Raw genomic sequence first — 23,730 nt, forward strand, 5'->3', positions numbered from 1 at the left:
CGTCGGCGGAAACCCAGGTCTTCGCGCCAAGGACCCTGAAGCGCTGCGCAAGGTGCGGCTGGCGCGACAGGACGGCTACATGGAGCGCTTGAACGGAACTGCGCAGGATTGGGTGCCCCATGTGCGCCGTTTGCGCCCCGATATGGCTTGGGAAGACGTCCTGCGGATCATCAATGGCCCCCTGCCCCATGATCGCCGCTGGACGCAAAGCCGCCTGCTCCGCGCGGTGAAGGCATACGTGGCGGACGGATTCCTGCCCGCTGAAGTGCTTGGACGCGCTGGACGTCGCGAAACCGACGATCGCTTGCCTGCGATTGTCGCCGCAATCAAAGGTGCTGACCCCGAGATCACCTTGCAGGCAATCTGCGACCGACTGGAATCCATGCGTGAGCGCACCCCTCGCGGTCGCACCAGCTGGCAGCCTTCCTCAGTCAGAATGCTGCTGGAGCGTGCAGAGCGCCTCGGCCTTTTGTAGGCGCTAATGGTCGGCAAACCACCCTGTTCGCTCGGCCCAAATCTTCCAGAATCATCGCCTCAATTGGACGAAAGCCACGTAAATATCCAACAAAGCCTTGGGGTTAGTTCGCGCGAGCAGAAAATACCTCAAAGGGTATCGGCTTCGCTGGACACGGTCTTTATCGTTGGTAATCAATGCGTTATCTAGCGCAAGCCCCGCGCGACCAAATTGGTGCTGTGGATAACTTTTCCACTACATCTAGATTCTTCTTGCCGGACTCAGATGTTCGTGGCATCTCCATTCTGACGGCAAAACGCGTCAGACGCGGCTTCGACCGTCAGAACGACAAAGAGCCTTAGCAAAGGCCATGAGAGGCGGCAGAACATGGATGATCGAAATACGGGCTACGCGCAAGGCATAGGCTCTTCCGACATCGGAGCATTCGCAGACAGTCTTGCTGAGTCGCTTGACCGGCAGATGAAAGTTGCGTTCGAGCCAGAAGAACGCAAATCCTTGCGCCGCTTCAGCTCGACCGAGGTCGCCGAGTTGCTGCGCGTTAGTACGTCGAACCTGCGCAACCGCCACAAAGATGGCAGCTTCCCAGAAGTTCACACAGACGGTCGCGGTCATAGGTTCTACACGGCCGAAGAAGTTGACGACCTCCGCAACATTTTGGCGCGGACAGGCAAAAATGCTGACGCGTACAGACCTGGCCGCCGAGACGGCGACCGTCTTCAGGTCATTTCGGTCGTGAATTTCAAAGGCGGCAGCTCGAAGACAACAGCGACGATCCATTTGGCACACAGGTATGCCCTGCGTGGCTACCGCGTGCTTGTGCTGGACCTCGACCCGCAAGCCAGTTTGACGACATTTTTCGGCTTCCGGCCTGAGCTCGAATTTGCCGAAGGCGGCACAATCTACGACGCATTGAGATACGATGATCAGGTTCCGCTCTCGGAGGTCATCCAGAAAACATACTTCCACAAGCTCGACATGGTCCCGGCTGGCTTGATGTTGTCCGAGTACGAAACCGAGACAGCGAATGCCCTTGCGCGCAGGGTTCAGCCGATTTTTGCAGAGCGTCTTGCTCTGGCGCTTGAGGAAGTCGACTCAGACTATGACATCGTGCTGATCGATTGCCCTCCGCAGTTGGGCTTCCTGACATTGACAGCATTGGCAGCGTCCACGGGCTTACTTGTGACGGTCGTCCCCGGCATGCTCGACATCGCTTCGATGAGCCAGTTCCTCAAACTCGCTTCGGAAACGGTCAAAGCTGTCGAAGAGGCGATTGGACGACATGTCACTTGGGACTTCGTAAAGTTTCTGATCACACGCTACGAGCCGTCGGACGGACCACAAACGCAAATGGCCGGGTACCTGCGTTCAATCCTTGCGGGCCAAGTCATGACTGAACCGATGCTGAAGTCGACAGCCATTTCTGACGCCGGCATGACTCAGCAAACCATCTATGAGGTAGACCCGAGCCAGCTCATTCGGAAGACCATTGATCGGGCTTTGACCAGCGTGAACAGCGTTGCCGATGAGCTGGAGCAGACAATCCAAATGGCATGGGGGCGTCGCTGATGGCTCGAAATATCTTCAACCAGCCACCGAAAGACGAAAAAGAGTCGGCAGCACCCTCCCCTGCCCCGGTCAAATCCTCGAAGCTACCTGGCTCGGTTGGCGGATTGCGGGATTCTCTCCGGGAAATCACTGCCAACTCAATCCGAGATATCGAACCCGACCGGATCGATATGGATGGTCTCCGAGATCGCCTGATCCTGGAAGATAGTAGCATTGAAGATCTCGCCGAAAGCATTCGCAAGCATGGTCAGCAAGTGCCGATCATGGTTCGCCCCTCTGACCAACCGGATCGATACCGCATCATCTACGGGCGTCGCAGGCTTGCAGCCATTCGAAGAGTTGGTGGAACCGTCAAAGCGATCGTTCGAACGCTCGATGATGATGCTTCTCTGATCGCGCAAGGTCAGGAAAACAACCTGCGGCTGGATCCGTCCTTCATTGAAAAATCTCTTTTTATCAAAGAGATGCAGGAAGCCGGTTACAAACCTGGCGTCATTCAGGACGCCCTAGGCCTCACCCGGCAAGGTGTGTCGAACCATCGTGTAGTCATCGAGCAGCTGCCTGACGAACTTGTCCGGCTCATCGGCCCGGCTCATGGAGTAGGTCGACGCCAATGGGGTGATCTTGCTGCACTTTCAGAGAAGGTTCCGCTTGTCGAAATTGCGCGTGAGACACTTGCCTCTCTGCCTGACACCACTCCAAGCACGGACAAGTTTCAAGCCGTCTATGTTGCTTGCTCCAGCAAGGCGCGTGGCGCAGCCAACCAAAGCGCCCGTGGCCAAACGACCGTGGTAAAGGACAATAGTGGTAGCCCTGTCGGCACACTTTCAGTCGATGGCAAGTCGATCGCTATCAAGATCACCCGCAAGGACAACCCGGAATTCGGCCAATGGCTCGAAGAGCGCGCGGAATCCACGCTGCGACAGCTTTTTGAACAATGGCAGAATGAGAGAGGCTCGGGGAGCTGATCCCCGGTCATAACCAAAAACACGAGCAGAGGAGAAAGGCGAAGACCAAAAAGAAAAGAGCCCCCCAAGGTTTCCCCCGGAGAGCCCTCATCATCTGATTTGCACCTGTGATGTAGCAATCTCCGACATGCCGGTCAAGAGTCACCGATTCGGTGGACGTCTTTTTGTTGCCTTTTCTCGCCAAAAACAGCGAGAAGAGCCGGGGAAGTTGTGGGCCGCAACGGTCGTCGTTCAACAAACATGGCATTCACAAAGCTTTCCGTTCAGACCTTTGGCGTCGGCAAGGGCACCCCCCCCACGACCACACCTGAAACCGACATCTGGGCAGTCTTCCGCGCGCTCAGAGATAGTCGCAGCCTGTTCGGTCTCCGTCCAGGACATGTTCAAACGCTCCAAGCGATGCTGAGCTTTCTCAAGCCTGGGCATGGCGACACAGTCTTCGCTTCCAACGACGAGATCTGCCGTCGAGTTGGCGGGATCGATGAACGAACCCTCCGTAGGCACATCGATCGCTTTGTTGAACTCGGTTTTATGAAGCGCCACGACAGCCCAAATCGCAAAAGATACCGAGTGAAGTCGTCCGAAGGTCAGTCCATTAGCTATGGCTTGTCGCTGGCTCCGTTGCTCGCGCGTGCCGGCGAACTACTTGCAACAGCCCAAGCGATGGAAAACGCTCGTCGGGATCGCGTGTTTTTGCGAAAGCAAATCCTAACCAAACTTGCGCAGATCGACGAAGCTGACCCCGAGAACGAACTCACTCATCAGGTACGCCGAGTTCTTCGGAGGAAGCTCTCGATCGCGGAGTATCGTGCTTTGCTCGGCGAACTGGAAGCTCAATGCAAACAGATGTCCACCGCGGTGGACGCACCAGAAACAATGAAACTGCCCGCCAATGACGGGCAAACTGTCCGCCACCATTCTAAGTCTAAAAAAGAACAAAAAGATTTAGAAAGCGGGACCGACAGCGAAACACTTCCCCTGCAAACACTCACAACCGTTTGTGATCAAGCTACATCGTTCGCGACGAACTCACTTAGAAACTGGCACGATGTCGAAAGCCACGCCAGAACGCTCGCTCCAATGATGGGAATCCACGAAAGCACCTTCGAAAAGGCTGCTAGAAAGATAGGCTCTCAAAAAGCATCGTGCGCCATCTTCATAATTCTCCAGATGAGCAACCGCATCCGAGACTTCGGAGCGTATTTCCACAGCATCACACTCGGTCGCAGAGAAACTGACTTCAACCCATCAGTGTTGTTGGAGAGGCTTTCTCGTTCTGGGGCAGCTACTGCGTGATGTCCACCGCGGTGGACATGTTGAGAGGTAGAGATGGGCTGTGAAAGGGTTGACGGGAAGTGAGATCGGGAGAGTGGCTTCCGGCGCCCGTCGTGGAGAATATCTGATGGCGAAATCTACCCAGAAAGTCACCCTGTCCCCGTCCCGGGATATCCCCTTCGACAAACTCGTGCTGAGCCAGTCCAACGTCCGGCGCATCAAGGCTGGCATCTCGGTTGAGGAACTGGCCGAAGACATCGCCCGCCGCGGGTTGCTGCAGAGCCTGAGCGTTCGGCCCGTTCTGGCGGATGATGGATCCGAGACCGGCAAGTTCGAAATCCCCGCTGGTGGTCGGCGCTTCCAGGCCCTGTCTATCCTCGTGAAGCAGAAGCGTCTGGCCAAGACGACGCCCATTCCCTGCATCGTACGGGATGCCACTTCCGCGATCCTCGCCGAAGACGACTCGCTCGCTGAGAACATGCAGCGCGCAGCCCTGCATCCGCTCGATCAGTTCCGCGCCTTCGTTGCTTTGCGGGAGAAGGGTCAAGACGATGAAGAGATCGCGGCCGCTTTCTTCGTCACGCCGCAGGTGGTCAAACAGCGCCTGAAACTCGCCGCCGTGGCCCCTGCCCTCCTTGATCTCTATGCCGAGGATCAAATGACGCTAGAGCAGCTGATGGCCTTCACGGTCAATCCGGATCATGAGCGCCAGGTTCAGGTCTGGGATGCGATCAAGTCGTCCTGGAACAAGGAGCCTTATCAGATCAGACGCATGCTGACCGAAACCTCGGTGCGGGCCTCCGATCGTCGTGCCGTCTTTGTCGGCGTCGATGCCTATGAGGCGGCGGGCGGCACCATGTTGCATGACCTCTTCCAGGGCGATGACGGCGGCTGGCTGGAAGACCCTGCCCTGCTCGATCGTATGGTCAGCGAGAAGCTTCAGGCTGAAGCCGAAGCCATTGCGACCGAAGGTTGGAAATGGATCGAGGTCTCGCTCGACCTGCCCTATGGCTATAGCCACGGTTTGCGGCGGCTAAGCGGAGACCCGGCGCCGATGACGGATGACGAAGGCGCGGCCCATGCCAAGCTGCTTGCCGAGTACCGGGCGCTCGAAGAGCAATACGAGGGCCAGGATGAATTCCCCGAAGAGATCGACGCGCGACTTGGCGAGTTGGAAGTCGCGATGGAGAAGCTCGAGGCCCGGCCGCTGATCTTCGACGATGAGGAGATCGCACGGGCAGGGGCTTTCGTGACGCTTGACCGCTATGGCGAGCTTGCCGTTTATCGGGGCTTCGTGCGGCCCGAGGATGAGCCTCGGGAAGATGCCGACGTCCACAGCGGTGAACAGGCGGCAGACGGGCAGGGCGTTGAGCTTTCAGCGGGGAGCAATGTGGATGGTATCGGCCACGGCACGGTGATCACCTCTGCCGGTCAGGCGCTTGGTGCCAACGTGCCCGACGACGATGACGATGGTGCGTTGAAGCCCTTGCCCGAGCGGTTGGTCATGGAACTGACGGCGCACCGCACCCTGGCATTGCGGGAAGCTGTCGGGCGTTCGCCTGACGTCGCCCTGACCTTGCTGCTCCTGAAGCTCGTCAGCGACACCTTCCGGACGTTCAGTTCGGCCGGCAGCTGCCTCGAGGCTTCGGTGCGTCACGTCTACATGTCGGCGCAGGCGAGCGATCTGAAGGACAGCGTGGTGGCCAAGCTGGTGGACGATCGCCACGCGGAATGGGAGGCCGACTTGCCGCTCGGCGACGATGCCGCGCTCTGGGACTACCTGACCTCCCTTGATCAAGGGAGCCGGCTGTCGCTACTCGCGCATTGCCTCAGCTTCGGGATCAACGCGCTCCATGAGAAGGTGAACCCCTATGGTGCCGGTATCTCCGCCGACGGTTTGACCAAGCGGATGACCCAGTCCGACTTGGTCGCACAGGCGGTCGAACTTGACATGGTCGAGGCGGGCTGGGAGCCGACGGTCGATACTTATCTGAACCGTGTGCCCAAGGCACGGATCCTCGAGGCCGTGCGCGAGGCGAAGGGCGAGGGGACGGCGCAACTCCTCGATCACCTGAAGAAGGGCGAGATGGCGACCGAAGCCGAGCGTCTGCTGAAAGGCAGCGGCTGGTTGCCGGAGGTTCTTCGCCGTCACGATCTGGCAGCACTCGACGAGGCGGAAGGGCGGGGGGCGTCTGCGCCCGTTTCCGACGCCGGCCAGACCGAGGATGTCGACCTTCCCGCCTTCCTCACCGCTGACCTGCCGGGTGACGATGCATCGATGATGGCTGCGGAGTGATCCGCGCCATCCGAGGGCGGGTTTCCCCGCCCTCAGTCATATAAAAGTCAACAATATCAATATGATGAATGCAAAATGACGCATTCAGGATGAGGAATCATGTCTGCAACCACCATTCTCGATACCGCGCCCCTGGGCGCGCTCATTCGCTACACCGACAACAGTCCGAAACCGCCTGCGCGGTTCACGAAGAAACTCGCGGCCTGGGAGCGCTCGAACGGCGTTGGCCGTCTCGTCAAGAAGGAGCCGCCACGACCCTATCCGACCTGGACGGCGCCGGCGTCGTTCACGCTGCACGAGGGGAACTTCTCCTCGGACGGGGTCATACTCGTGACGATCATGCGGACCCATTCGGCTGACAGTGCCTTGACCTTCGAGGTCGCTGAGGAACCACAGCCTGGGCAGGTCCGTGTCCTGCTGGATTTTGGCGGTTGCACGGAGCTGCTCCACTTGGCCGAGTCTGTCACGGCTGCCGAACTCTGGATCGCCAAAGAAGGCTATCGCAACGCGCGGCTGGAGATCGTCGGCAGCGAGGACGGCGATAGGGCAGGGGATGCGGAGCTTGCCGCCTGAGCCCATGTAGAACCCAAGGGGCCCGCCAAAGCGCGGGCCTCTCACCCATCACGACCCTGTCCCGCGAGATCGCGGGGCACCATAGGATCAATTCCGACACGGAACGAGGTCTTCTACCAAGAGCCTGCCCGGGAGGCTGGCATCGATAGCATCAGCGGGACACTAGGCTCCAGTCAGCGGTCGCACCATCCCCCGCTCGCCATTCCCTTCCTTGCCCCGAATCCCGTCTTCGAGATCAACCCGCGAGGGGTCGGACTACGGGCGAACCCGTGCCGCCGGGTGGATTCGGACGAGCCGAACGCACCCGGTGATGTCAGCCAGTCTTCGGGCCTGCGGGGTCCTGTCGCGCGGGGGATGGTCCTCCGCCTCCAAGACAGGAACCAAACAGATGTCCCGCAAAGATGCACACGCCTTCGCCGCCTCCCTCGCCGCCACGCTCATGGTCTCGATCGTCGTCTTCCAGGCCGGTGATGGAACCTATGGCGCCGTCCCCGCCGATGAAATCGACGGAGACGAAGTTCAGGTGGTGGGTGAAATCGACCCGTGGGCGTGAAGCCCATGGGGGCGAAGACGGCTCGGGTTCGGAGCAAGGCTCCGATCCGGGCCTTTCGTCTGTCCACCGTTCCGGCCGACCGGCAAAACGAGCCGACGATGGTCGGCATGCCTTTGCATTAAGAAAACAAGCTCGAGCGTCAGCCAATCTGGCTTTGCCCAGACATCAGCGGTCAATTGCAGCGCAATGAATGCAGCTTGAACATCGTCAGGGTTCGTCGGAAACTGCGTTGTATTTGGTTCAGGTTACGTCGCATGCTCTACAAATCATTGATTTCCTTATACGGTTCATCGCTTGCGGGTAGATCGGCTCCTGCTGACGACCTAGTTTGGCACTTTACGCCGTCCGAGGATCTGAGGCTTTTTCGCGAGTATGCGCTCGATGCCCTGCAGCAGGCGAAAGTGTACCTGCTCGACCCTATGGCTGCAGCCTATGCCGATACGCTTCATGACGCAGTCGCCAAACAGGCTTCGGAAACCGGTCTTCCCGCAATGGCCATTCTGGGTGAGGTAAAGCTCCCCGCCGACGTTGTTTGGGTCGAATTTGACGATCGAGAGCTGGGTGTCGCGCGCTTTGAACGGGCTTCACCAGTAACGAGACATGACGACAAACCCATAGGCACTGGTCTACGCGGCTATCTCATCGATGATCGAAACAATGGCCACTTGCGCATCACGATGTTCCATCGCCGCGACAATTCGCGGGTCGTCGATCCAATCTGCGCTTTGCTCGTGAAGCGAACTCCGACAGGCGAGTTGAACTACGACAACGTCGAAGTCGAGTTGAGCCGTTCCATGGTCGAATTCCGTGTGCGGAGCGGTGATACGATGGAAATGATCAACGGTCGGCGCACGGTGCACCAAGTTGAAACAGGCTACGATCTTTTCATCCCCTACGCGCTCTTTGCAATGCTGGTTTCCCCGGACTTGGGTGGCATCATTCCCACGGAAAACGAGACGTTCACAGCCAAGGATGCAAAGACCGCTCGAAAGTTCGGGAAGTCCTGGATTCTAGGCGCGCAGAAATCCCATCTTACAATCCGCATTGGTCCGCAGGCCGCGGCTCACATGCAGGAGCGGCAGGCTCGCCTTGAGTTTGAGCGTCAGGTCCAAGACGGGCGAAGCGGCCCTGTTCGCCATTGGGTGAGCGAACATGAGCGGCGCTATCGCAGCGGTAAAGTTGTGTTGGTGAAGGGGCACCACAGAGGGCAATTGCCTGCGCCTAATCTGCCAACGCGTGTGATGGGACCAAAACCCGAGGCAACGATTTTCGAGTTGGACGCAGTTGATCCGTCCAACCCAGACTGAACCCGGAGTTTTCCATGCAGCCATGTCGTCTGCCGTCAATCTATCGTCGCCACATTGACGAACAGCCGTAGTTTTCGGCCGTGACCTGACCAGGTCGGCGCCAAGAGCTCAGGGAGCCGGAAATCCAACAATGCTGGCGCGAAGCGGTATCCGCTCTCCCCGATCAGTTCGGCCAGGAAGTGGCCCATACCGTGGCGATGGCTTCCGCCTTGGTGCAACCTTTCACCATGCACCAATCCAAGACCGTGGAGAATGCCCCGGCGACTTCCTTTTGCATTTTCTGTACGCGTGGAGCGACAGCGCCCCGAGATCGCAATCAGCTTTTGGTTGCGGTCCGCGTCCGGAATATTCCGGTATCGATAGCCCGTCGCAGCAAGGCCCTGCATTTCCCAACAGGTAAGGGCAGGGGGGCGAGAGCCGGTGATCGAAAGTTGCGCCGCTGGTGGGGTGCAGGGCTTTGGGTCAAACAGTCCGATTGGCAAGGGGACATGGTCTGGCATGGGCTCCCCGCATCTCTCCGTCTCCTGGGCCATCCCTTCGACTGACAATCCCCTAATCCCGTTCGGTCTCCTGCGCGCAACCCCGCGTCAGTCCGGGCCGTGTTGGCCGCCTTTGGCGTCCTGCCCGCTCCACCCCGGTCCTCTGGGGGTGTCCGGTGTCCATGCTGTCCACCGTGCACGCGTCACCCGACGGGCTTTTTCAGGGTCTTGTCGAAGGGACGGTCCCGAAGACAGGAAAAACAGGAGCTTATCATGCAGAACATCGTCATCCTCGCCGGCAACATCGGTCAGACCCCCGAAGTCCGCACCACCCAGAGCGGCACCAAGATCACCAACTTCAGCCTCGCCACCTCGCGCCCCCGCCTCTCGGAAGGTCGTGTGATGCGCGACGAGAACGGCTACCGTGTCATGGACACCGAATGGCACCGCATCACCTGCTTCAACGGTCTCGGCAAGACGGTCGCGGAGCATTGCGAAAAGGGGATGAAGGTCCTCGTCCACGGCCGCATTCACTACACCAAGTGGATCGACAGCATGGGGAACGACCGCTACGGCTGCGAGATCATCGCTGAGAAGGTCGACTTCCTGAGCCGCCCGAAGTCGGCCGAGAACGAAAACCCCGAGCTGGTCGACCGCGACGACGAGATCCCGTTCTGAGGAACGGGGTCTCCCCCTCGGGCCCGGTGGGAAAACCCGCCGGGTTCGAAAAAAACTTGATCGGGCAGTCGTATTGCCAGCTATCGTCACAGCACATCTTCTACAAGCCGACCACCCGAATTAGAGTGCGATTGTGCAAGTTTCGCTTGGATGCCCGGCGCATGACCGATGCCCGTCATCTTCGCAATTTAGCGCACATATTTGGAAGCCCGGTGAGGTTCATTTGTGAAAGTGGAAAATGATTGAACGTATTCAACTCCTTAGAAATATTGGTCAGTTCGATAGTGTCAGCCCGCCGCCGCAGACATCCCTGACCCCGTTCTCCCTAATTTATGGTGAAAACGGTCGCGGGAAGACGACGATCGCCGCTGTTCTGCGCTCTCTTGCAACGAACAATCCCAGCTTGGTCACGGACCGGCACAGGCTTGGAGCGCAGCACCCGCCCCACGTTGTTATCGGTCATGCAGGTGGGCAAAGCGTCTTTCTCAACGGTGCCTGGACACAGCCGCTGCCGCAGGTTGCCATATTCGATGACGCCTTTGTCTCTGCGAACGTCTGTTCCGGCATCGAGCTACAGACGGCACATCGCCAGAACCTGCATGAGCTTATTTTGGGGGCCCAGGGCGTTGCGCTGAACAGCACACTTCATGGCCATGTCACACGCATCGAAGAACACAATACCAGACTTCGCGAGTTGTCTGACGCGATACCTGCGAACGCGCGGGGCCCGTACAAGGTCGATACCTATTGTAGTCTGGAGCAAGACCCGGCCATCGACGCGAAGATTCAGGACGCAGAGCGCCGTCTGGCTGCTGCACGCTCCGCTGATGCGATACGTCAGCGACCAGGATTTCAGGAAATCGGTCTGCCGGATTTCGATTTCGATGCAATTGACGCCGTGCTGGATCGCAGCTTGCCCGACCTTGATGCTGCTGCCGCCGATCGAGTTCGCGCGCACATCGTAAAGCTCGGACGCGGCGGCGAGGGCTGGGTCTCAGACGGCATGGCACGTATCGAACCGGTGTCCGAGGGTCTTGACGAGGAGATTTGCCCCTTCTGTGCTCAGGACCTCGGCCGCTCCGATGTGATTGCTCACTACCGAGCCTATTTTAGTCAAGCCTACGAAGACCTGAAGTCTGCCATCAGGCAGACAGGCGTTTCGATACGCGATACGCATGCCGGAGACATTCCGTCTGCCTTCGAGCGTGACATTCGCACCGCTGCTCAGGCTCACGAATTCTGGAAGGACTTCGCTGACCTACCGGAAATCGATGTCGATACCGCCGCAATCGCCCGTCAGTGGAACGCTGCCCGCGAGGGGGTGCTGGAGCAGCTTCGCGCTAAGGCCGCTGCGCCTCTGGATCGCATGGCACTTTCGCCCGAGGTTCGTCAGGCCGTAATGGACTTTCGCGCGCGCATTGCAGAAGTAGCTGCTCTGTCCCAGCGTCTCGGTGCCGTCAACGCGCGGCTTGATATTGTGAAGGAACAGGCGCAAGCCGATGATCTCGCGGCTCTGACCAATGACCTGGCGAAGTTGAAGGCGCAGCAGGCCCGCTTCGATCCCGCCGTCATGCCGCACTGCGATGCCTACACGGCAGAAAAGACCGCCAAGGCGGCAACGGAAACTCTCCGCACCCAAGCTCGCGCGGCGCTCGACCAGTATCGGGAACAGATTTTTCCTGCCTACGAGACCGCGATCAACGAATACCTGCGGCGCTTTGCGGCATCCTTTCGTTTGGGGGACGTCCAGTCCGTCAACAATCGCTCCGGCTCATCCGCGTCTTACTGCGTCGTCATCAACCAGCAAAACGTCAACGTTACGGCAGACCAGGGGCCGTCTTTCCGAAATACGTTGAGCGCGGGAGACAGGAACACGCTTGCTCTGGCTTTCTTCTTTGCATCGCTGGATCAGGACCCCGACCTCGCGAACAAGATCGTAGTCATCGATGATCCAATGACCAGTCTAGACGAACACCGCACCCTGCGGACACGCGAAGAAATCATGGCGCTGACTGCAAGAGTGCAGCAAGTGATCATGCTGTCCCATTCGAAGTCTTTTTTGTGCAACCTGTGGGAACAGTCTGACCGGAACGTTTCGACGGCACTGCGCATCAACCGGGCTGCTGTCGGTTCGGAGATTACTGTTTGGGATGTTCGTAACGATAGTATCTCGGAACATGACAAGCGCCATGAACTCGTCAGAGGTTATTTACAGGCAGCTGATCCCGACAAAGAACGTCAGATTGCTGCGGCGCTTCGACCAATTCTGGAAGCCTTTATGCGTGTTGCGTATCCCGAGTATTTTCCGCCGGGAACGCTTCTTGGTCCCTTCCTCGGATTGTGCGAACAGCGCGTAGGCGGGAACAACGAGATATTGTCGGCTGGCGACATTGTGGAACTAAGAGCGTTGCTCGGGTATGCGAACCTTTTCCACCACGATACGAACCCCGCCTGGCAAACGGCCGCGATCAATGATGCCGAATTGACTGATTTCGCGGAGCGAACACTACTATTTGCTTCGCGGCGGTGACCTTTTGAGAGTGAAAGGAGTGCCGGTTTCCCGGTGACGGGTTGAGGGCTGGGAGAGTGGCTTCCGGCGCCCGTCGCGGGAGATAGCCGATGGGCGTTGTGGAAGTTCTGGAACCGGTCGCACCGACGCGGGCAGGTGGCTGGAAAGTGGATGTGAGCCGGGGTGACCGGAACGGGCGGGTGTCGTCCGAATGGTTCAATCGGCCGGATGACGAGCGGTATCTGTCGCTCGACGATCTCTGGGCCAATGTGAAAGGTCGCTCCGAGCGCAGCCGCAGCAGGGTGGTTCAGACAGCCGACATCCGTGTCGAGGCAACGCGCGACAGCGCTGAGCGATTGCACCTGGTCTTGCCGAAAGCGCAGGAACCCGTAGCGCCCACACACTGGGCCTTCGGCCAGCTCGCCAGCATTGTCGGCGCTCCGGCCTCCTACCTGCGGCAGCTGCCTGCTCCTCTGGCGGGGATCAACCTGCAATACGGTTTGACCAACCACCGCGCCGAGCAGGTGAAGACCTTCGAGACCGAGGATGGCCGCACGGAACTGCGCGCCGTGACCGGTCCCGACTACGGCCGCATCCATGACTTCGAGCTTGTCGAGGCAGTTCAGCGCATCGCGGGCAATGGTACGGGCGATACGCGTTGGAAGGTGCCGGGTGTGCTGGATTGGTCGACCGGGGTCTACAACCCCGATGTCGAAATCAGCCGCGACACGACCACGCTCTACGCCTCGGACCGCGACGTCTTCCTGTTCCTGGTCGACGACCGCAATCCGATCGAAGCAGGCAAGTTGCCCGACGGCTCCCCCGATCTCTATTTCCGGGGCTTCTACTGCTGGAACTCCGAGGTGGGGGCAAAGACCCTCGGCATGGCGAGCTTCTACTTGCGGGCGGTGTGCCAGAACCGGAACCTGTGGGGCGTCGAGGATTTCCAGGAGATCAAGATCCGCCACTCGAAATACGCCGCGTCGCGCTTCGCACATGAGGCGGCGCCGGCGCTGACGCGGTTTGCCAATTCCTCGCCGCAGGGGTTCGTGAACGGGATCCGGGCAGCTCGACAGCAGGTCGTGGCGCGCAGCGACGAGGACCGTGCCGATTTCCTGCGGAAGCGCGGTTTCTCGAAAGCCGAATCCGGCAAGATCATCGAGAAGGTTCTGATGGAGGAAGGCCGCCCGCCCGAGAGCATCTTCGATTTTGTGCAGGGCATCACGCGGCTTGCGCGCGACAAGACCCAGCAGGATGCGCGCCTCGACATGGAAGGGCGCGCCAAGAAGCTCCTCGACCGGGTCGGCTGACGCCGGGCCCGACAACGCGACCGCCTCGCGCGCGGCGGCGGTCGCACTTTCCCCTTCCACAGGCACGCCACTGGCCCCGCCCCGAGAGGGCAAGGGGCTTCGGCCTGCGCAATCAGCGAGAACCCCCATGACCCCCCAGGAAGAAACTGTCATCCTCGAGGCCCGTGACATCCTCGGCCGATACCTAAGCCAGAACCCGGTCATCGGCAGCTGGCAGGCGCTGCTGGACTATTGCGCGCTCACCGTCCGCGGACCGGTCGAGCGCTTCCACGTGCTCTACCTCGACCGCAAGAACCGCATCATCTCCGATGAGCTTCTCTCGACCGGCACGGTCGACCATGTCCCGGTCTATCCGCGCGAGGTGATCAAGCGGGCGCTGATGCTGAACGCAAGCGCCCTGATCCTGATCCACAACCACCCCTCGGGCGATCCGTCACCGTCGGAGGCCGATCTCAGCATGACCGGGGAGATCCAGAAGGGGTGCAAGTATCTCGGCCTGACGCTGCACGACCACATCATCGTCGGCGCCGGGACCGAGCTGAGCTTGCGGGCCCTCGGCAAGCTCTGACGCTGCGGCCAGATATATCACCGTCGCCCCTTCGAGGAAGAGGGCGGCGGTTTGGTCTTTGACGGATGAAGCGGGGAGAGCGGCTTCCCGCGCCGTCGGAGATCTTCCCATGTTTGACCTGCCCTTGCCAATCCAGCCGACCGCCCAAGCACGGGGCGTTCCGCCGCATTTTCCTTCAGGCGAGACAGACCCCAACAGCCCCTTTGCCCTGACCCTGTCGCGCCGCGCGCCGGCCGATCTCATGTCGGGCCGGGCCGCGCCGCTGATCCTTTCCCGCTTTGCGACTCTGGCCGAGGCCATGCAGGGCGCGATTGACCATGCCGAGAGCATCGCCCCCGATGCCGCGCCCCAGCTTCTGGCGATCCTCGACCGCGACGAGCGCCTCGTGCTGGCCGGGGCTGCCGGCGACCATGCCGTCGCGTGGTGTCACCCGGTGATGAGCGCGGCCGAAGCGCGGGGCGTCGTGACCGAGGCAAGCCAGCTGCGCGCGCAGGCCGGCCGCGCGTCCGCCTGGGGCGAGCCCGATCTGGCGGCTCAGTTGCGCCACCGCGCCGATCTTCTGGATGCCCGGCTCGTCGACCCGCTTTGGCGCGCTTTTGTCGCCAGGGCGCTGCAGGTCGCGGCGTGACGCCCGAGAGACAGAGAAGGGCAGGGGGGATTTGGAGCTTGTCCGGGGGAGAGAGATCGCCCGGCGCGGCTCCGATCCTTCCCCCTTACCGGAGACACCCGATGAACCTGACTGAACCCACCCTTGCACCGCCGATGGCACCCCCGACCGCCGACATGGCGAAGATCTTCGCGGCGCATGCCGAACGCACCGCCCGCATCGACGCACTGCGCCCTGGCAACAAGGACCGCCTCTTCGATGGTCTTACGGCCGCCGGCATCACGCATGTCACCGTCACCTTCGACGGTGCCGGTGACAGCGGCCAGATCGAAAGCATCGGCGCGTGGTCCGGTGAAACCGCCGTCGACTTCCCCGCGACCGAGATCGCCTATGCGGCGCTTACCTGGGACCACCCCGAAGTCGAGATGCGGCAGCTCTCGCTCGAAGATGTCGTCGAGCAACTGGCCTACGACTTCCTTTCCGACACCCATGGCGGCTGGGAGAACAACGACGGCGCTTACGGCGAGTTCTGCTTCGACGCCGCGGCTCGCTGCATCCATCTCGAGTTCAACGAGCGCTTCACCTCGTCCGAACTCTACACCCATGATTTCTGAGGGGCGGCGATGGCACATCCCTATCACCACGCCCTCTCCTCGGTGAAGAAATGGGGCGGCACGGTCGACGATTTCATGGCGGTGCATGCCTAGTTCGACCAGAGCAAGGAGATCACCGCCGACTTCCGGCACCGGGCGCTGCGTCACCATGCGGAGGGCATCTTCATGGCTGAGACGATTTTCGGCCCGACCCTCACGCTCTCGACCGGACGCATCATCCCGACCCGCTGGGTCGGCGAGCAGCATGTGAAGGAGGACCTCGGCTTCATCCCGAGTTTTGCCGACTGGGTGAAGGCCATCCGGCCAGAGCCGTGGATGGGCCGGACCGCGCGGATCGAGGCCCTGGTCGATCCGCATCTCGCCTCGCCCGTGGTCGAGGTCAGCTGAGATGACCGATCCGGCCTATCAGCGCCTCGGCCTGCCGGCGACGGCGTCGCCCTATACGGTCCTGCGGGCAGCGGTCCGGGCGCTGCATCCCGACACGCGCGCGGTTCGCGGCTTCCGGGCCGCGCGCAAGCGCTTCTACCGGCAGATGCTCTGCGAGCATACCGCGCGACAGGCGGCGGGCGACACACCAACCGGCTGATCGCCCCAACCACCCCTTCATCCCGACACAACGCCCGGCCGCTCTGCCGGGTCTTCCCCATTCAGGAGGTTCCCATGGCGGATTACTTCACCCATTTCTCATGCCTGCTCGACGTCGGCACCCCCGACAACGCCGCCCGCGCACTCGCCCTGTTTCAGGAACTCCGCGCTGCGGATCAGGACGCCGACGACCCGGAGGTCGCGGGCTTCGACCTCGTGCGCCAGGACGCGCCCGAGGGCAGCGCCCTCTGGATCCATGACGACGACCACGGCGATGTCGAAGCCGTCATCCGCTTCGTGCTGCGCCTGGCGGACGAGCTCGACCTCATCGGCCTCTGGGGCTTCCAATACGCCCTGACCTGCTCCCGGCCCCGCCTCGATGCCTTCGGCGGCGGCGCGCATGTCATCGATCTCGGTGCCCGCAAATCCATCGGCTGGATCAGCACGCAAGAGTGGCTGGCCGCCGCCCTGAACGGGGAGGACGTCGATGCCTGAGATCATCTGCACTACCGTCTACCAGTTCCCCGAGCTCTCGGATGCCGCCAAGGAGAAGGCCCGCAACTGGTATCGCGACCTTGGACCCCACGACGAGTGGTGGGACGCGGTCTATGAGGATTTCGAGCGGGTATGTGCGCTCCTCGGCATCCGCCTGAAGACGATTCCCGTCCGTCTGATGGGCGGCGGGACGCGGGCCAAGCCCTGCATCTGGTTTTCCGGCTTCTGGAGCCAGGGCGACGGGGCCTGCTTCGAGGGCTACTGGTCCCACGCCAAGGGTGCGGCCGCGCGCACCCGGAACTACGCCCCGACCGACGCGACGCTGCATGGCATCGCCGACCGTCTGCAGGCCATCCAGCGCCGGAACTTCTACCAGCTCGCCGCCGAGGTCAGCCATCGTGGCCGCTACTATCACGAATACACCATGTCGATCGACGTCACGCGGGACAGCCCGAGGTGGCAGCCGCCGACCGAGGACGCCGAGGAGCTCGTGACCGAGGCGCTGCGCGATCTGGCCCGCTGGCTCTACCGCCAGCTTGAAGCCGAATACGACCACCTCACCTCGGACGAGGCCATCGAGGAGGGGATCATCGTCAACGAGTATACGTTCACGGAAGGAGGGCGGCGGTTCGGGTAACAGTGATCAACGCGCAAGGTTCATTTGATCTTTACAGTAAGTCCATATGGACTATATTAAAGCTAATGGAGGACGCCATGTACGTTGCAGAGAAAATCCGGGAACCCGCACAGATCAACGCCGTCGCGTTGAAAGCTTATGCACGCGTGGCCGATGCTTGGGGTCTCAGTCTCAAGGAAGCGGCTGGCCTTGCCGACATGTCAGAGAGCACGTGGAAGCGCGCCAAGAAGCCGGATTTCGCCGGAGAGCTCACCAAGGACCAACTGCTGCGGCTCAGCGCTGTAATTGGCATCTTCAAGTCGCTCGAACTCTACTTCTCGGAGCCTCTGGCAAAAAGCTGGTTCACCCGACCGAACAAGGGGCCGCTCTTTGGTGGAAGCCGACCAGTGGACACCGCCATCGACGGGGGGTTACCGCAGATCCTCGCGGTTCGGACCTATCTTGATGCGTTGCGTGGTGGAGCATGAAGCAGACCGAGATTTCCGATCGCGGTCTCGTTCGTCTCCTGCCCGCCACCTACCACAAGCCACCATCGCTGCGCGGTCTCGTCGATACCGATGACGAGATGGAGATCTTGGCAGAGATCGAGGGCCTGACCAGTGGACGTCTACAGGCCGAACGCGGGCGCAACCCGCATCTGGACCCGCGCGAACTCGCTTGGCAACGCCGCAGCCGCGATCTGCGCATCTATGGGGACAGTCACGTCAACGCAGCCTTCACTTACACCCGCGCCGGCGGAAACCGCTTCAACGCCGAGGAGCGCGGCGCGTGGTACTGCGCATGGGATGTGATGGTTTCTGTCAGCGAAGTGGCTTGGCACCGCACACGCGAACTCGGCTTTACCGGCAGCTTCCACGATAGCGCCCGCTATGTGGAATTGCTGGCCGACTTCATCGGCGTCTTCGACGACATGACCGATGAGGCAGGTCATCCGGCGCTGCATCCGGATCCGGCTGTCGGGTATCCCGAGGGCCAAAGCCTGGCACAGCATCTGCGTCGGGGCGGATCCAAGGGCCTGATTTACCCTTCGGTCCGGGCTCCTGCACCGGGCGGGAATTGCTTGGTCTGTTTCGAGCCCCACGCAATTCAGAACGTTCGTCCGGGCGCGTCTTGGGATCTTGTGTGGGATGGGACACCGCACTACTCGATTGCGGCCGTCGGCTGACAAGTTACAGCGCATGCGCCTTTGGGGGTCCGAAGAAATGAAACAGGCAAACGACAACAGCGCGGACGTCACGAACTTGAAGCCATGTGACCATCAGCCGTTCTTTGAGGCGTTCGATTCTCCACCTTTACCGACAGAAGCGCTACGGGCAGCATTTCGTAGGCGGAGGGAAACTCTGGTGGATTCTTGCGCCGACAAGCCATCCACCAGCTGACACCCGTCACCTGTTCCCGTCGATCCACTTCGACATCAGCCCCCTGTCGCGGAAGCATTCGTCCGGAACGGCGCGCCTTTTGATCCGGGCGAGTTTCTCAGCGAAGGCCACCTGCTTGGAGGTGGGCAGCCGGTCCATGTCCGATACCGGCTTCAGCCGGGCCTGAGCCTCGATCCACGTGCTCAAAGATCGCCGGTCTTGCTGAACGTCCCAGGGCAGGAGCGTCCGGTTACGCAGGGCGAGCGACCGCGCATAGGCGATCTGCTTGGGCGTCGCGGGCAGGGCGTGCGTGGTGCTTTCCATTGGGAAACTCCCTTTCTGGCTGGTTCTGAAAATAGAACATAACAAGAACATAATCAAGCCAAGCGTCGGGAACAACTTGGTGCGAGAGGGAGAGAGGGGCCGGGAAAGATCAGGTCCGAGGCTGCCCGAGAGAGGGTGTACGGGCCTGATCCTGTCCTTCATTCCGGAGTTTCCCGATGACCCATCTTGCCCCTGTTGCGCAGGCGTCCTTGCCTGCGCCCATTGTCCCGTTGGCAGCAAATCCTGCCCCTGCGATCGTTGCTGTTGCCGAAGCGCTGCAGCCCGATCTGGCGCAAGGGCTTCAGATCGACGCGCTGCGCCTGCGCCGCGAGATGGAACATGCCTTTGGCGGTTCCGATGCGACCGGTGCTTGGGACTGGAAGCTCGCCTATGAGGCGGGCGAGGTGGCGCTGATCCTCTTTCTGCGAAAGTTCGGTCGGGCGCTGCTTGCGCGTGCCGGCTCGCCTGCGGCGCTCTTGCCGATCCTCGCCAAGATGGCAGGCCTCTTGCCCACGCACACCCGGCGGTCGGAAGAGATGGAGCGCTTTCAGCAATTCTCGACGCCGCTGCCCATGGGGCTCGCGGCTGTGGCGGCAGCACAGATCACGCCCCGTGATCTTGTCCTAGAGCCGTCTGCCGGGACCGGGCTTCTGGCGATCCTCGCCGAGATCGCCGGCGGCACTCTGGCTCTGAACGAGTTGGCCGACACCCGCGCCGATCTTCTTGGCCTGCTGTTCCCGGGCCGCCCGGCCACCCGGTTCGATGCCGCGCAGATCGATGATCATCTCGACGCCTCCTCGAGCCCGAGCGTCGTCCTGATGAACCCGCCCTTCTCGGCCCAAGCCAATGTCGATGGTCGGTCGACCGAGGCGACGGCCCGGCATCTGCGCTCGGCCCTCGCGCGCTTGGTCCCCGGCGGGCGGCTCGTTGCCATCACAGGGGCCGCATTTGCGCCGGATGCGCCTGCCTGGGCCGAGACCTTCGGCCGTCTGACCGAGACGGCCCATCTCGTCTTCACCGGCGCGGTGTCGGGCGTAGCTTTCGCCAAGCACGGCACCAGCTTCGAGACGCGGATTTCTGTCTTCGATAAATGCCGCGGCGGCGAGCCGGGCGGCATCACCGCAGACCTGCGCCAACCCACATCCCCGGACGTGGCACATCTGATGTCCCGGGTCACTGCCGAGGTTCCGCCGCGCCTCGAACTGGATCCAGCTCCTGCTGCGGGGCAGGGCCATTCTTCCCCCTTTCCGGGAAATTCTCACCTCACCACCCGCAAACCCGCCAGCCGATCGCACGCGACCTCTGCAGCCAACCCGGCGACACCTGAAACGCCGATCGAGGCCGAGGAGCTGGACTACGCTCTCCGCAACGCCGCCGGGGACGAAGATGCCGCACGGCTGTCCGATGCGATCTACGAGACCTTCCGTCTGCAGGCAATCGACATCCCCGGCGCGGCCCAACACCCGACCAAGCTTGTGCAATCGGCGGCCATGGCCTCGGTCGCACCGCCGAAACCCAGCTGCCGCCCCAAGCTGCCGGTCGCGGTCCTGCGGGACGGGCTTCTGTCGGACGCGCAGCTCGAGACCGTCATCTATGCGGGCGAGGCGCATGGCGCGCATCTCGCCGGATCGTGGACCGTCGATGAGACTGGCGACATCGTAACCGCCGCGCCGGTCGATGCCGTTGACGCTCTCCGCTTCCGCCGCGGCTTCTTCCTCGGTGATGGCACCGGCGCGGGCAAGGGCCGCCAGTCGGCTGGGATCCTGCTCGACAACTGGTGCCAAGGCCGCCGCAAGGCGCTCTGGATATCGAAAAGCGACAAGCTCCTCGAGGATGCGCAGCGCGACTGGTCGGCGCTTGGCCAGGAGCGCCTGCTGGTGACGCCGCTGTCGCGTTTCGCACAAGGGCGCGACATCCCGCTGACCGAGGGCATTCTCTTCACCACCTATGCCACGCTGCGCTCCGAGGAACGCGGCGCGAAGAAATCCCGCGTCGACCAGATCGTCGACTGGCTCGGGGCGGATTTTGACGGGGTGATCCTCTTCGACGAAAGCCATGCCATGGCGAATGCTGCCGGGGGCAAAGGCGAGCGGGGCGAAACACAAGCCTCGCAGCAGGGCAGGGCGGGTCTGCGCCTGCAGCACAAACTTCCGAATGCCCGCGTGGTCTATGTCTCGGCCACGGGCGCGACGACGGTCCACAACCTTGCCTATGCGCAAAGGCTCGGCCTTTGGGGTGGCGAAGACTTTCCGTTCGCAACGCGAGGGGAGTTTGTCGAGGCCATCGAGGCGGGCGGTGTCGCGGCGATGGAAGTTCTGGCCCGTGACCTCCGGGCGCTCGGCCTCTACACGGCGCGCTCGCTGTCCTATGACGGTGTCGAATACGAGATGCTGGAACACGCGCTCAGCCCCGAGCAGCGCGGAATTTATGATGCCTATGCCGGGGCCTTCGCGATCATCCACAACAACCTGACCGCGGCGTTGGAAGCGGCGAACATTTCTGGCGAAAGCGGCACGCTGAACCGGCAGGCGAAATCCGCTGCGCGGTCAGCCTTCGAGAGCGCGAAACAGCGCTTCTTCGGCCATTTGCTCACCTCGATGAAGACCCCCACGCTGATCGCATCCATCGATGCCAATCTGGCTGCGGGTCACGCGGCGGTCATCCAGATCGTCTCGACCGGCGAGGCACTGATGGAACGCCGCCTGTCGGAAATCCCAACCGACGAATGGAACGATATCCGCTGTGACATCACCCCTCGCGAATACGTCCTGGACTACCTCGCCCATTCTTTCCCGGTGCAGCTCTACGAGCCCTTCACCGACAGCGAGGGTAATCTCTCGTCGCGTCCGGTCACGCGCGACGGCCAACCGGTGGAGTGCCGCGAGGCGGTTCGCCGTCGTGACGCGCTGATCGAAAAGCTGGCTTCGCTGCCGCCGGTGCCGGGTGCGCTCGACCAGCTCGTCCAGCGCTTCGGCACCGATCTCGTGGCCGAAGTCACAGGGCGCTCGCGGCGCATCGTGCGCAAGGGCGAAGGGCATTCGGCACGGCTCGTGGTGGAGAACCGGGCTGGAGCCGCGAACCTCGCGGAAACCCAAGCCTTCATGGATGACGAAAAGCGTATCCTGATCTTCTCGGATGCCGGCGGCACCGGGCGCAGCTATCACGCCGATCTCGGGGCGAAGAACCAGCGCCTGCGGGTCCACTACCTCTTGGAACCCGGCTGGAAGGCAGACGCGGCGATTCAGGGCCTCGGACGCACCAACCGGACCAACCAGGCGCAGCCGCCGCTGTTCCGGCCTGTCGCCACCGATGTGAAGGCGGAGAAGCGGTTTCTGTCGACCATTGCGCGCCGTCTCGACACGCTTGGTGCTATCACGCGCGGTCAGCGGCAGACCGGCGGGCAAGGGCTGTTCCGCCCCGAGGATAACCTCGAGTCGCCCTACGCCCGCGACGCCCTGCGCCAGCTTTACCGCCGCATCTATCGCGGCGATCTGGCGGGCTGCTCGCTCGGGGCCTTCGAGGATGCCACTGGCCTCAGCCTGACCGATGACAACGGGCTGAAGGATGACCTGCCGCCGATCACGACCTTCCTCAATCGCCTGCTGGCGCTGACGATCGACATGCAGGCCGTGCTCTTCGCGGGTTTCGAGGAGCTGCTCGATCAGCGAATTGAGGGCGCCATCGCCGCCGGGGTCTATGATCTCGGGCTCGAGACACTCCGTGCCGAGAGCTTCCGGGTGACCGACGCACAGGTCATCTACACCCATCCGGGCTCCGGCGCGGAAACCCAGCTGCTGACCATCGCGGAAAAGCGCCGCAACACGCCGACCTCGCTGGCCGATGCGCTCGAATGGCTGGATGACCCGCAAGCGCGGCTTCTGGTCAACAGCCGCTCGGGCCGGGCTGCCGTGCAGGTTCCCGCCACCAGTCACATGCTGGACGATGGGACCATCGAGCCGCGCCTGCGCCTGATCCGCCCGCTTGATGCCAGCACGGTCCCGGCCAAGGTCATGGAGGACACCCACTGGCTCGAGGCCGACCGCGCGGCCTTCACTGCGGCGTGGACTGCGGAACTGGCCGAGGTGCCGGAGTTTTCGGACTCCACGCTGCACATCGTGGCAGGTCTGCTGCTGCCGATCTGGAAGCAGCTTCCCCAGGATGAAACCCGCGTCTACCGCCTGCAGACCGATGACGGGCAGCGCATCATCGGCCGCCGCGTCTCGCCCGCCTGGGTCGCGACCACGCTGGCCGCCGATGCGCCCAAGCTCTCGGCCGCGCAGGTCCATGCCCTCGTTCTGGAGGGCAAGACCGTGGTGTGCCTGTCCGAAGGGATGGAATTGCACCGCTCGCGCGTCATGGGCGCGAACCGGATCGAACTGTCGGGCTTCTCGGAGGCAGCCAAGGATCGGCTCAAGGCCGATGGCTTCTTCTCGGAGATCATCAGTTGGAAGCTTCGGCTGTTTTGCCCGACCGACGCCGATGGCGTCGCGATACTGGATCGTCTGCTTGCACGTTGTCCTGTCGCAAGGCTACATGATCGCGGAGGTTGTTGA

General features: G+C 61.7%; 21 protein-coding genes and 2 pseudogenes. 21 read left to right on the forward strand and 2 right to left on the reverse strand.

The features are described from left to right. The 8 genes and pseudogenes from CRO50_RS18805 to CRO50_RS18835 all read left to right on the forward strand — a co-directional run. Positions 1–475 (forward strand): annotated as a pseudogene (locus tag CRO50_RS18805) (recombinase family protein); the annotation flags it as partial. Positions 476–841: 366 nt separating this feature from the next. Beyond that, positions 842–2,041: a plasmid partitioning protein RepA gene (gene repA / locus CRO50_RS18810; RefSeq protein WP_028288490.1), complete on the forward strand. Its 1,200-nt coding sequence runs from the start codon at positions 842–844 to the stop codon at positions 2,039–2,041. After that, on the forward strand, positions 2,041–3,009 hold the full coding sequence (gene repB / locus CRO50_RS18815) for a plasmid partitioning protein RepB (RefSeq protein ID WP_232617645.1): 969 nt from the start codon (positions 2,041–2,043) through the stop codon (positions 3,007–3,009). The genes repA and repB overlap by 1 nt, the downstream gene beginning before the upstream one ends. A gap of 210 nt (positions 3,010–3,219) precedes the next feature. Continuing rightward, on the forward strand, positions 3,220–4,305 hold the full coding sequence (gene repC, locus CRO50_RS18820; protein ID WP_232617644.1) for a plasmid replication protein RepC: 1,086 nt from the start codon (positions 3,220–3,222) through the stop codon (positions 4,303–4,305). Positions 4,306–4,411: 106 nt separating this feature from the next. Further along, positions 4,412–6,580 carry a ParB/RepB/Spo0J family partition protein gene (locus CRO50_RS18825; protein WP_097147491.1) on the forward strand — a complete coding sequence of 723 codons (2,169 nt, stop codon included), beginning with the start codon at positions 4,412–4,414 and terminating at the stop codon, positions 6,578–6,580. A gap of 99 nt (positions 6,581–6,679) precedes the next feature. Then, positions 6,680–7,153 carry a hypothetical protein gene (locus CRO50_RS18830; protein ID WP_097147492.1) on the forward strand — a complete coding sequence of 158 codons (474 nt, stop codon included), beginning with the start codon at positions 6,680–6,682 and terminating at the stop codon, positions 7,151–7,153. Between the two features lie 388 nt (positions 7,154–7,541). After that, positions 7,542–7,706 (forward strand): hypothetical protein, encoded by a 165-nt coding sequence (locus CRO50_RS20265; RefSeq protein WP_010138195.1) that lies wholly within the window; start codon positions 7,542–7,544, stop codon positions 7,704–7,706. 254 nt (positions 7,707–7,960) lie between these two features. Next, entirely contained in the window at positions 7,961–9,013 is a 1,053-nt protein-coding gene (locus CRO50_RS18835; protein WP_097147493.1) for a hypothetical protein, read from the forward strand. 35 nt (positions 9,014–9,048) lie between these two features. On the opposite strand, the gene CRO50_RS20015 is transcribed toward CRO50_RS18835, so the two are convergent. Next, positions 9,049–9,513, reverse strand: coding sequence for a hypothetical protein (locus tag CRO50_RS20015; RefSeq protein ID WP_143516974.1), 465 nt, complete (start codon positions 9,511–9,513; stop codon positions 9,049–9,051). 252 nt (positions 9,514–9,765) lie between these two features. Here CRO50_RS20015 and CRO50_RS18840 point away from each other — a divergent pair, with 252 nt between their 5' ends. The 12 genes and pseudogenes from CRO50_RS18840 to CRO50_RS18895 all read left to right on the forward strand — a co-directional run bounded on the left by CRO50_RS18840 (position 9,766) and on the right by CRO50_RS18895 (position 18,660). Next, positions 9,766–10,170, forward strand: coding sequence for a single-stranded DNA-binding protein (locus tag CRO50_RS18840; RefSeq protein ID WP_008335991.1), 405 nt, complete (start codon positions 9,766–9,768; stop codon positions 10,168–10,170). A gap of 238 nt (positions 10,171–10,408) precedes the next feature. Then, positions 10,409–12,700, forward strand: coding sequence for an AAA family ATPase (locus tag CRO50_RS18845; RefSeq protein ID WP_097147494.1), 2,292 nt, complete (start codon positions 10,409–10,411; stop codon positions 12,698–12,700). Positions 12,701–12,789: 89 nt separating this feature from the next. Continuing rightward, positions 12,790–13,989, forward strand: coding sequence for a DUF932 domain-containing protein (locus tag CRO50_RS18850; RefSeq protein ID WP_097147495.1), 1,200 nt, complete (start codon positions 12,790–12,792; stop codon positions 13,987–13,989). A 127-nt stretch (positions 13,990–14,116) separates the two neighbouring features. After that, entirely contained in the window at positions 14,117–14,557 is a 441-nt protein-coding gene (locus CRO50_RS18855; protein WP_097147496.1) for a JAB domain-containing protein, read from the forward strand. A 109-nt stretch (positions 14,558–14,666) separates the two neighbouring features. Next, the gene (locus CRO50_RS18860) at positions 14,667–15,185 is read left to right on the forward strand and encodes a DNA repair protein RadC (RefSeq protein ID WP_097147497.1); all 519 of its coding nucleotides are present in this window, start codon (positions 14,667–14,669) and stop codon (positions 15,183–15,185) included. 101 nt (positions 15,186–15,286) lie between these two features. After that, positions 15,287–15,778, forward strand: coding sequence for a DUF6878 family protein (locus CRO50_RS18865; protein WP_097147498.1), 492 nt, complete (start codon positions 15,287–15,289; stop codon positions 15,776–15,778). Positions 15,779–15,787: 9 nt separating this feature from the next. Continuing rightward, positions 15,788–16,165 (forward strand): annotated as a pseudogene (locus tag CRO50_RS20410) (DUF6915 family protein). 1 nt (position 16,166) lies between these two features. Next, the gene (locus tag CRO50_RS18875; RefSeq protein WP_097147500.1) at positions 16,167–16,364 is read left to right on the forward strand and encodes a hypothetical protein; all 198 of its coding nucleotides are present in this window, start codon (positions 16,167–16,169) and stop codon (positions 16,362–16,364) included. 74 nt (positions 16,365–16,438) lie between these two features. Then, the gene (locus tag CRO50_RS18880; RefSeq protein ID WP_097147501.1) at positions 16,439–16,858 is read left to right on the forward strand and encodes a hypothetical protein; all 420 of its coding nucleotides are present in this window, start codon (positions 16,439–16,441) and stop codon (positions 16,856–16,858) included. Then, a complete protein-coding gene (locus CRO50_RS18885) occupies positions 16,851–17,495 on the forward strand; it encodes an antitoxin of toxin-antitoxin stability system (RefSeq protein ID WP_097147502.1) in 645 nt (214 codons plus the stop codon). The genes CRO50_RS18880 and CRO50_RS18885 overlap by 8 nt, the downstream gene beginning before the upstream one ends. A 65-nt stretch (positions 17,496–17,560) precedes the next feature. Beyond that, positions 17,561–17,962 carry an MbcA/ParS/Xre antitoxin family protein gene (locus tag CRO50_RS18890; RefSeq protein ID WP_028095451.1) on the forward strand — a complete coding sequence of 134 codons (402 nt, stop codon included), beginning with the start codon at positions 17,561–17,563 and terminating at the stop codon, positions 17,960–17,962. Beyond that, the gene (locus CRO50_RS18895; protein WP_028095452.1) at positions 17,959–18,660 is read left to right on the forward strand and encodes an RES family NAD+ phosphorylase; all 702 of its coding nucleotides are present in this window, start codon (positions 17,959–17,961) and stop codon (positions 18,658–18,660) included. The genes CRO50_RS18890 and CRO50_RS18895 overlap by 4 nt, the downstream gene beginning before the upstream one ends. Before the next feature lie 220 nt (positions 18,661–18,880). Here CRO50_RS18895 and CRO50_RS18900 read toward each other — a convergent pair whose 3' ends face one another. Further along, positions 18,881–19,177, reverse strand: coding sequence for a hypothetical protein (locus CRO50_RS18900; RefSeq protein ID WP_097147522.1), 297 nt, complete (start codon positions 19,175–19,177; stop codon positions 18,881–18,883). A 176-nt stretch (positions 19,178–19,353) separates the two neighbouring features. Here CRO50_RS18900 and CRO50_RS18905 point away from each other — a divergent pair, with 176 nt between their 5' ends. Continuing rightward, a complete protein-coding gene (locus CRO50_RS18905; protein ID WP_097147503.1) occupies positions 19,354–23,730 on the forward strand; it encodes a strawberry notch family protein in 4,377 nt (1,458 codons plus the stop codon).

Origin of the sequence: Pseudooceanicola antarcticus, assembly GCF_900215355.1 — a bacterium.
Taxonomy (GTDB): Bacteria; Pseudomonadota; Alphaproteobacteria; order Rhodobacterales; family Rhodobacteraceae; genus Pseudooceanicola; species Pseudooceanicola antarcticus.

Coding starts and splice junctions, on each gene's coding strand:
- CRO50_RS20015 (WP_143516974.1), bottom strand. CDS start 9,513: ATGCCAGACCATGTCCCCTTGCCAATCGGACTGTTTGACCCAAAGCCC.
- CRO50_RS18845 (WP_097147494.1), top strand. CDS start 10,409: ATGATTGAACGTATTCAACTCCTTAGAAATATTGGTCAGTTCGATAGT.
- CRO50_RS18895 (WP_028095452.1), top strand. CDS start 17,959: ATGAAGCAGACCGAGATTTCCGATCGCGGTCTCGTTCGTCTCCTGCCC.
- repA (WP_028288490.1), top strand. CDS start 842: ATGGATGATCGAAATACGGGCTACGCGCAAGGCATAGGCTCTTCCGAC.
- CRO50_RS18855 (WP_097147496.1), top strand. CDS start 14,117: ATGACCCCCCAGGAAGAAACTGTCATCCTCGAGGCCCGTGACATCCTC.
- CRO50_RS18875 (WP_097147500.1), top strand. CDS start 16,167: ATGACCGATCCGGCCTATCAGCGCCTCGGCCTGCCGGCGACGGCGTCG.
- CRO50_RS18850 (WP_097147495.1), top strand. CDS start 12,790: ATGGGCGTTGTGGAAGTTCTGGAACCGGTCGCACCGACGCGGGCAGGT.
- CRO50_RS18885 (WP_097147502.1), top strand. CDS start 16,851: ATGCCTGAGATCATCTGCACTACCGTCTACCAGTTCCCCGAGCTCTCG.
- CRO50_RS18825 (WP_097147491.1), top strand. CDS start 4,412: ATGGCGAAATCTACCCAGAAAGTCACCCTGTCCCCGTCCCGGGATATC.
- CRO50_RS18865 (WP_097147498.1), top strand. CDS start 15,287: ATGAACCTGACTGAACCCACCCTTGCACCGCCGATGGCACCCCCGACC.
- CRO50_RS18905 (WP_097147503.1), top strand. CDS start 19,354: ATGACCCATCTTGCCCCTGTTGCGCAGGCGTCCTTGCCTGCGCCCATT.
- CRO50_RS18900 (WP_097147522.1), bottom strand. CDS start 19,177: ATGGAAAGCACCACGCACGCCCTGCCCGCGACGCCCAAGCAGATCGCC.
- CRO50_RS18835 (WP_097147493.1), top strand. CDS start 7,961: ATGCTCTACAAATCATTGATTTCCTTATACGGTTCATCGCTTGCGGGT.
- repB (WP_232617645.1), top strand. CDS start 2,041: ATGGCTCGAAATATCTTCAACCAGCCACCGAAAGACGAAAAAGAGTCG.
- CRO50_RS18840 (WP_008335991.1), top strand. CDS start 9,766: ATGCAGAACATCGTCATCCTCGCCGGCAACATCGGTCAGACCCCCGAA.
- CRO50_RS18860 (WP_097147497.1), top strand. CDS start 14,667: ATGTTTGACCTGCCCTTGCCAATCCAGCCGACCGCCCAAGCACGGGGC.
- CRO50_RS18830 (WP_097147492.1), top strand. CDS start 6,680: ATGTCTGCAACCACCATTCTCGATACCGCGCCCCTGGGCGCGCTCATT.
- CRO50_RS20265 (WP_010138195.1), top strand. CDS start 7,542: ATGTCCCGCAAAGATGCACACGCCTTCGCCGCCTCCCTCGCCGCCACG.
- CRO50_RS18880 (WP_097147501.1), top strand. CDS start 16,439: ATGGCGGATTACTTCACCCATTTCTCATGCCTGCTCGACGTCGGCACC.
- CRO50_RS18890 (WP_028095451.1), top strand. CDS start 17,561: ATGGAGGACGCCATGTACGTTGCAGAGAAAATCCGGGAACCCGCACAG.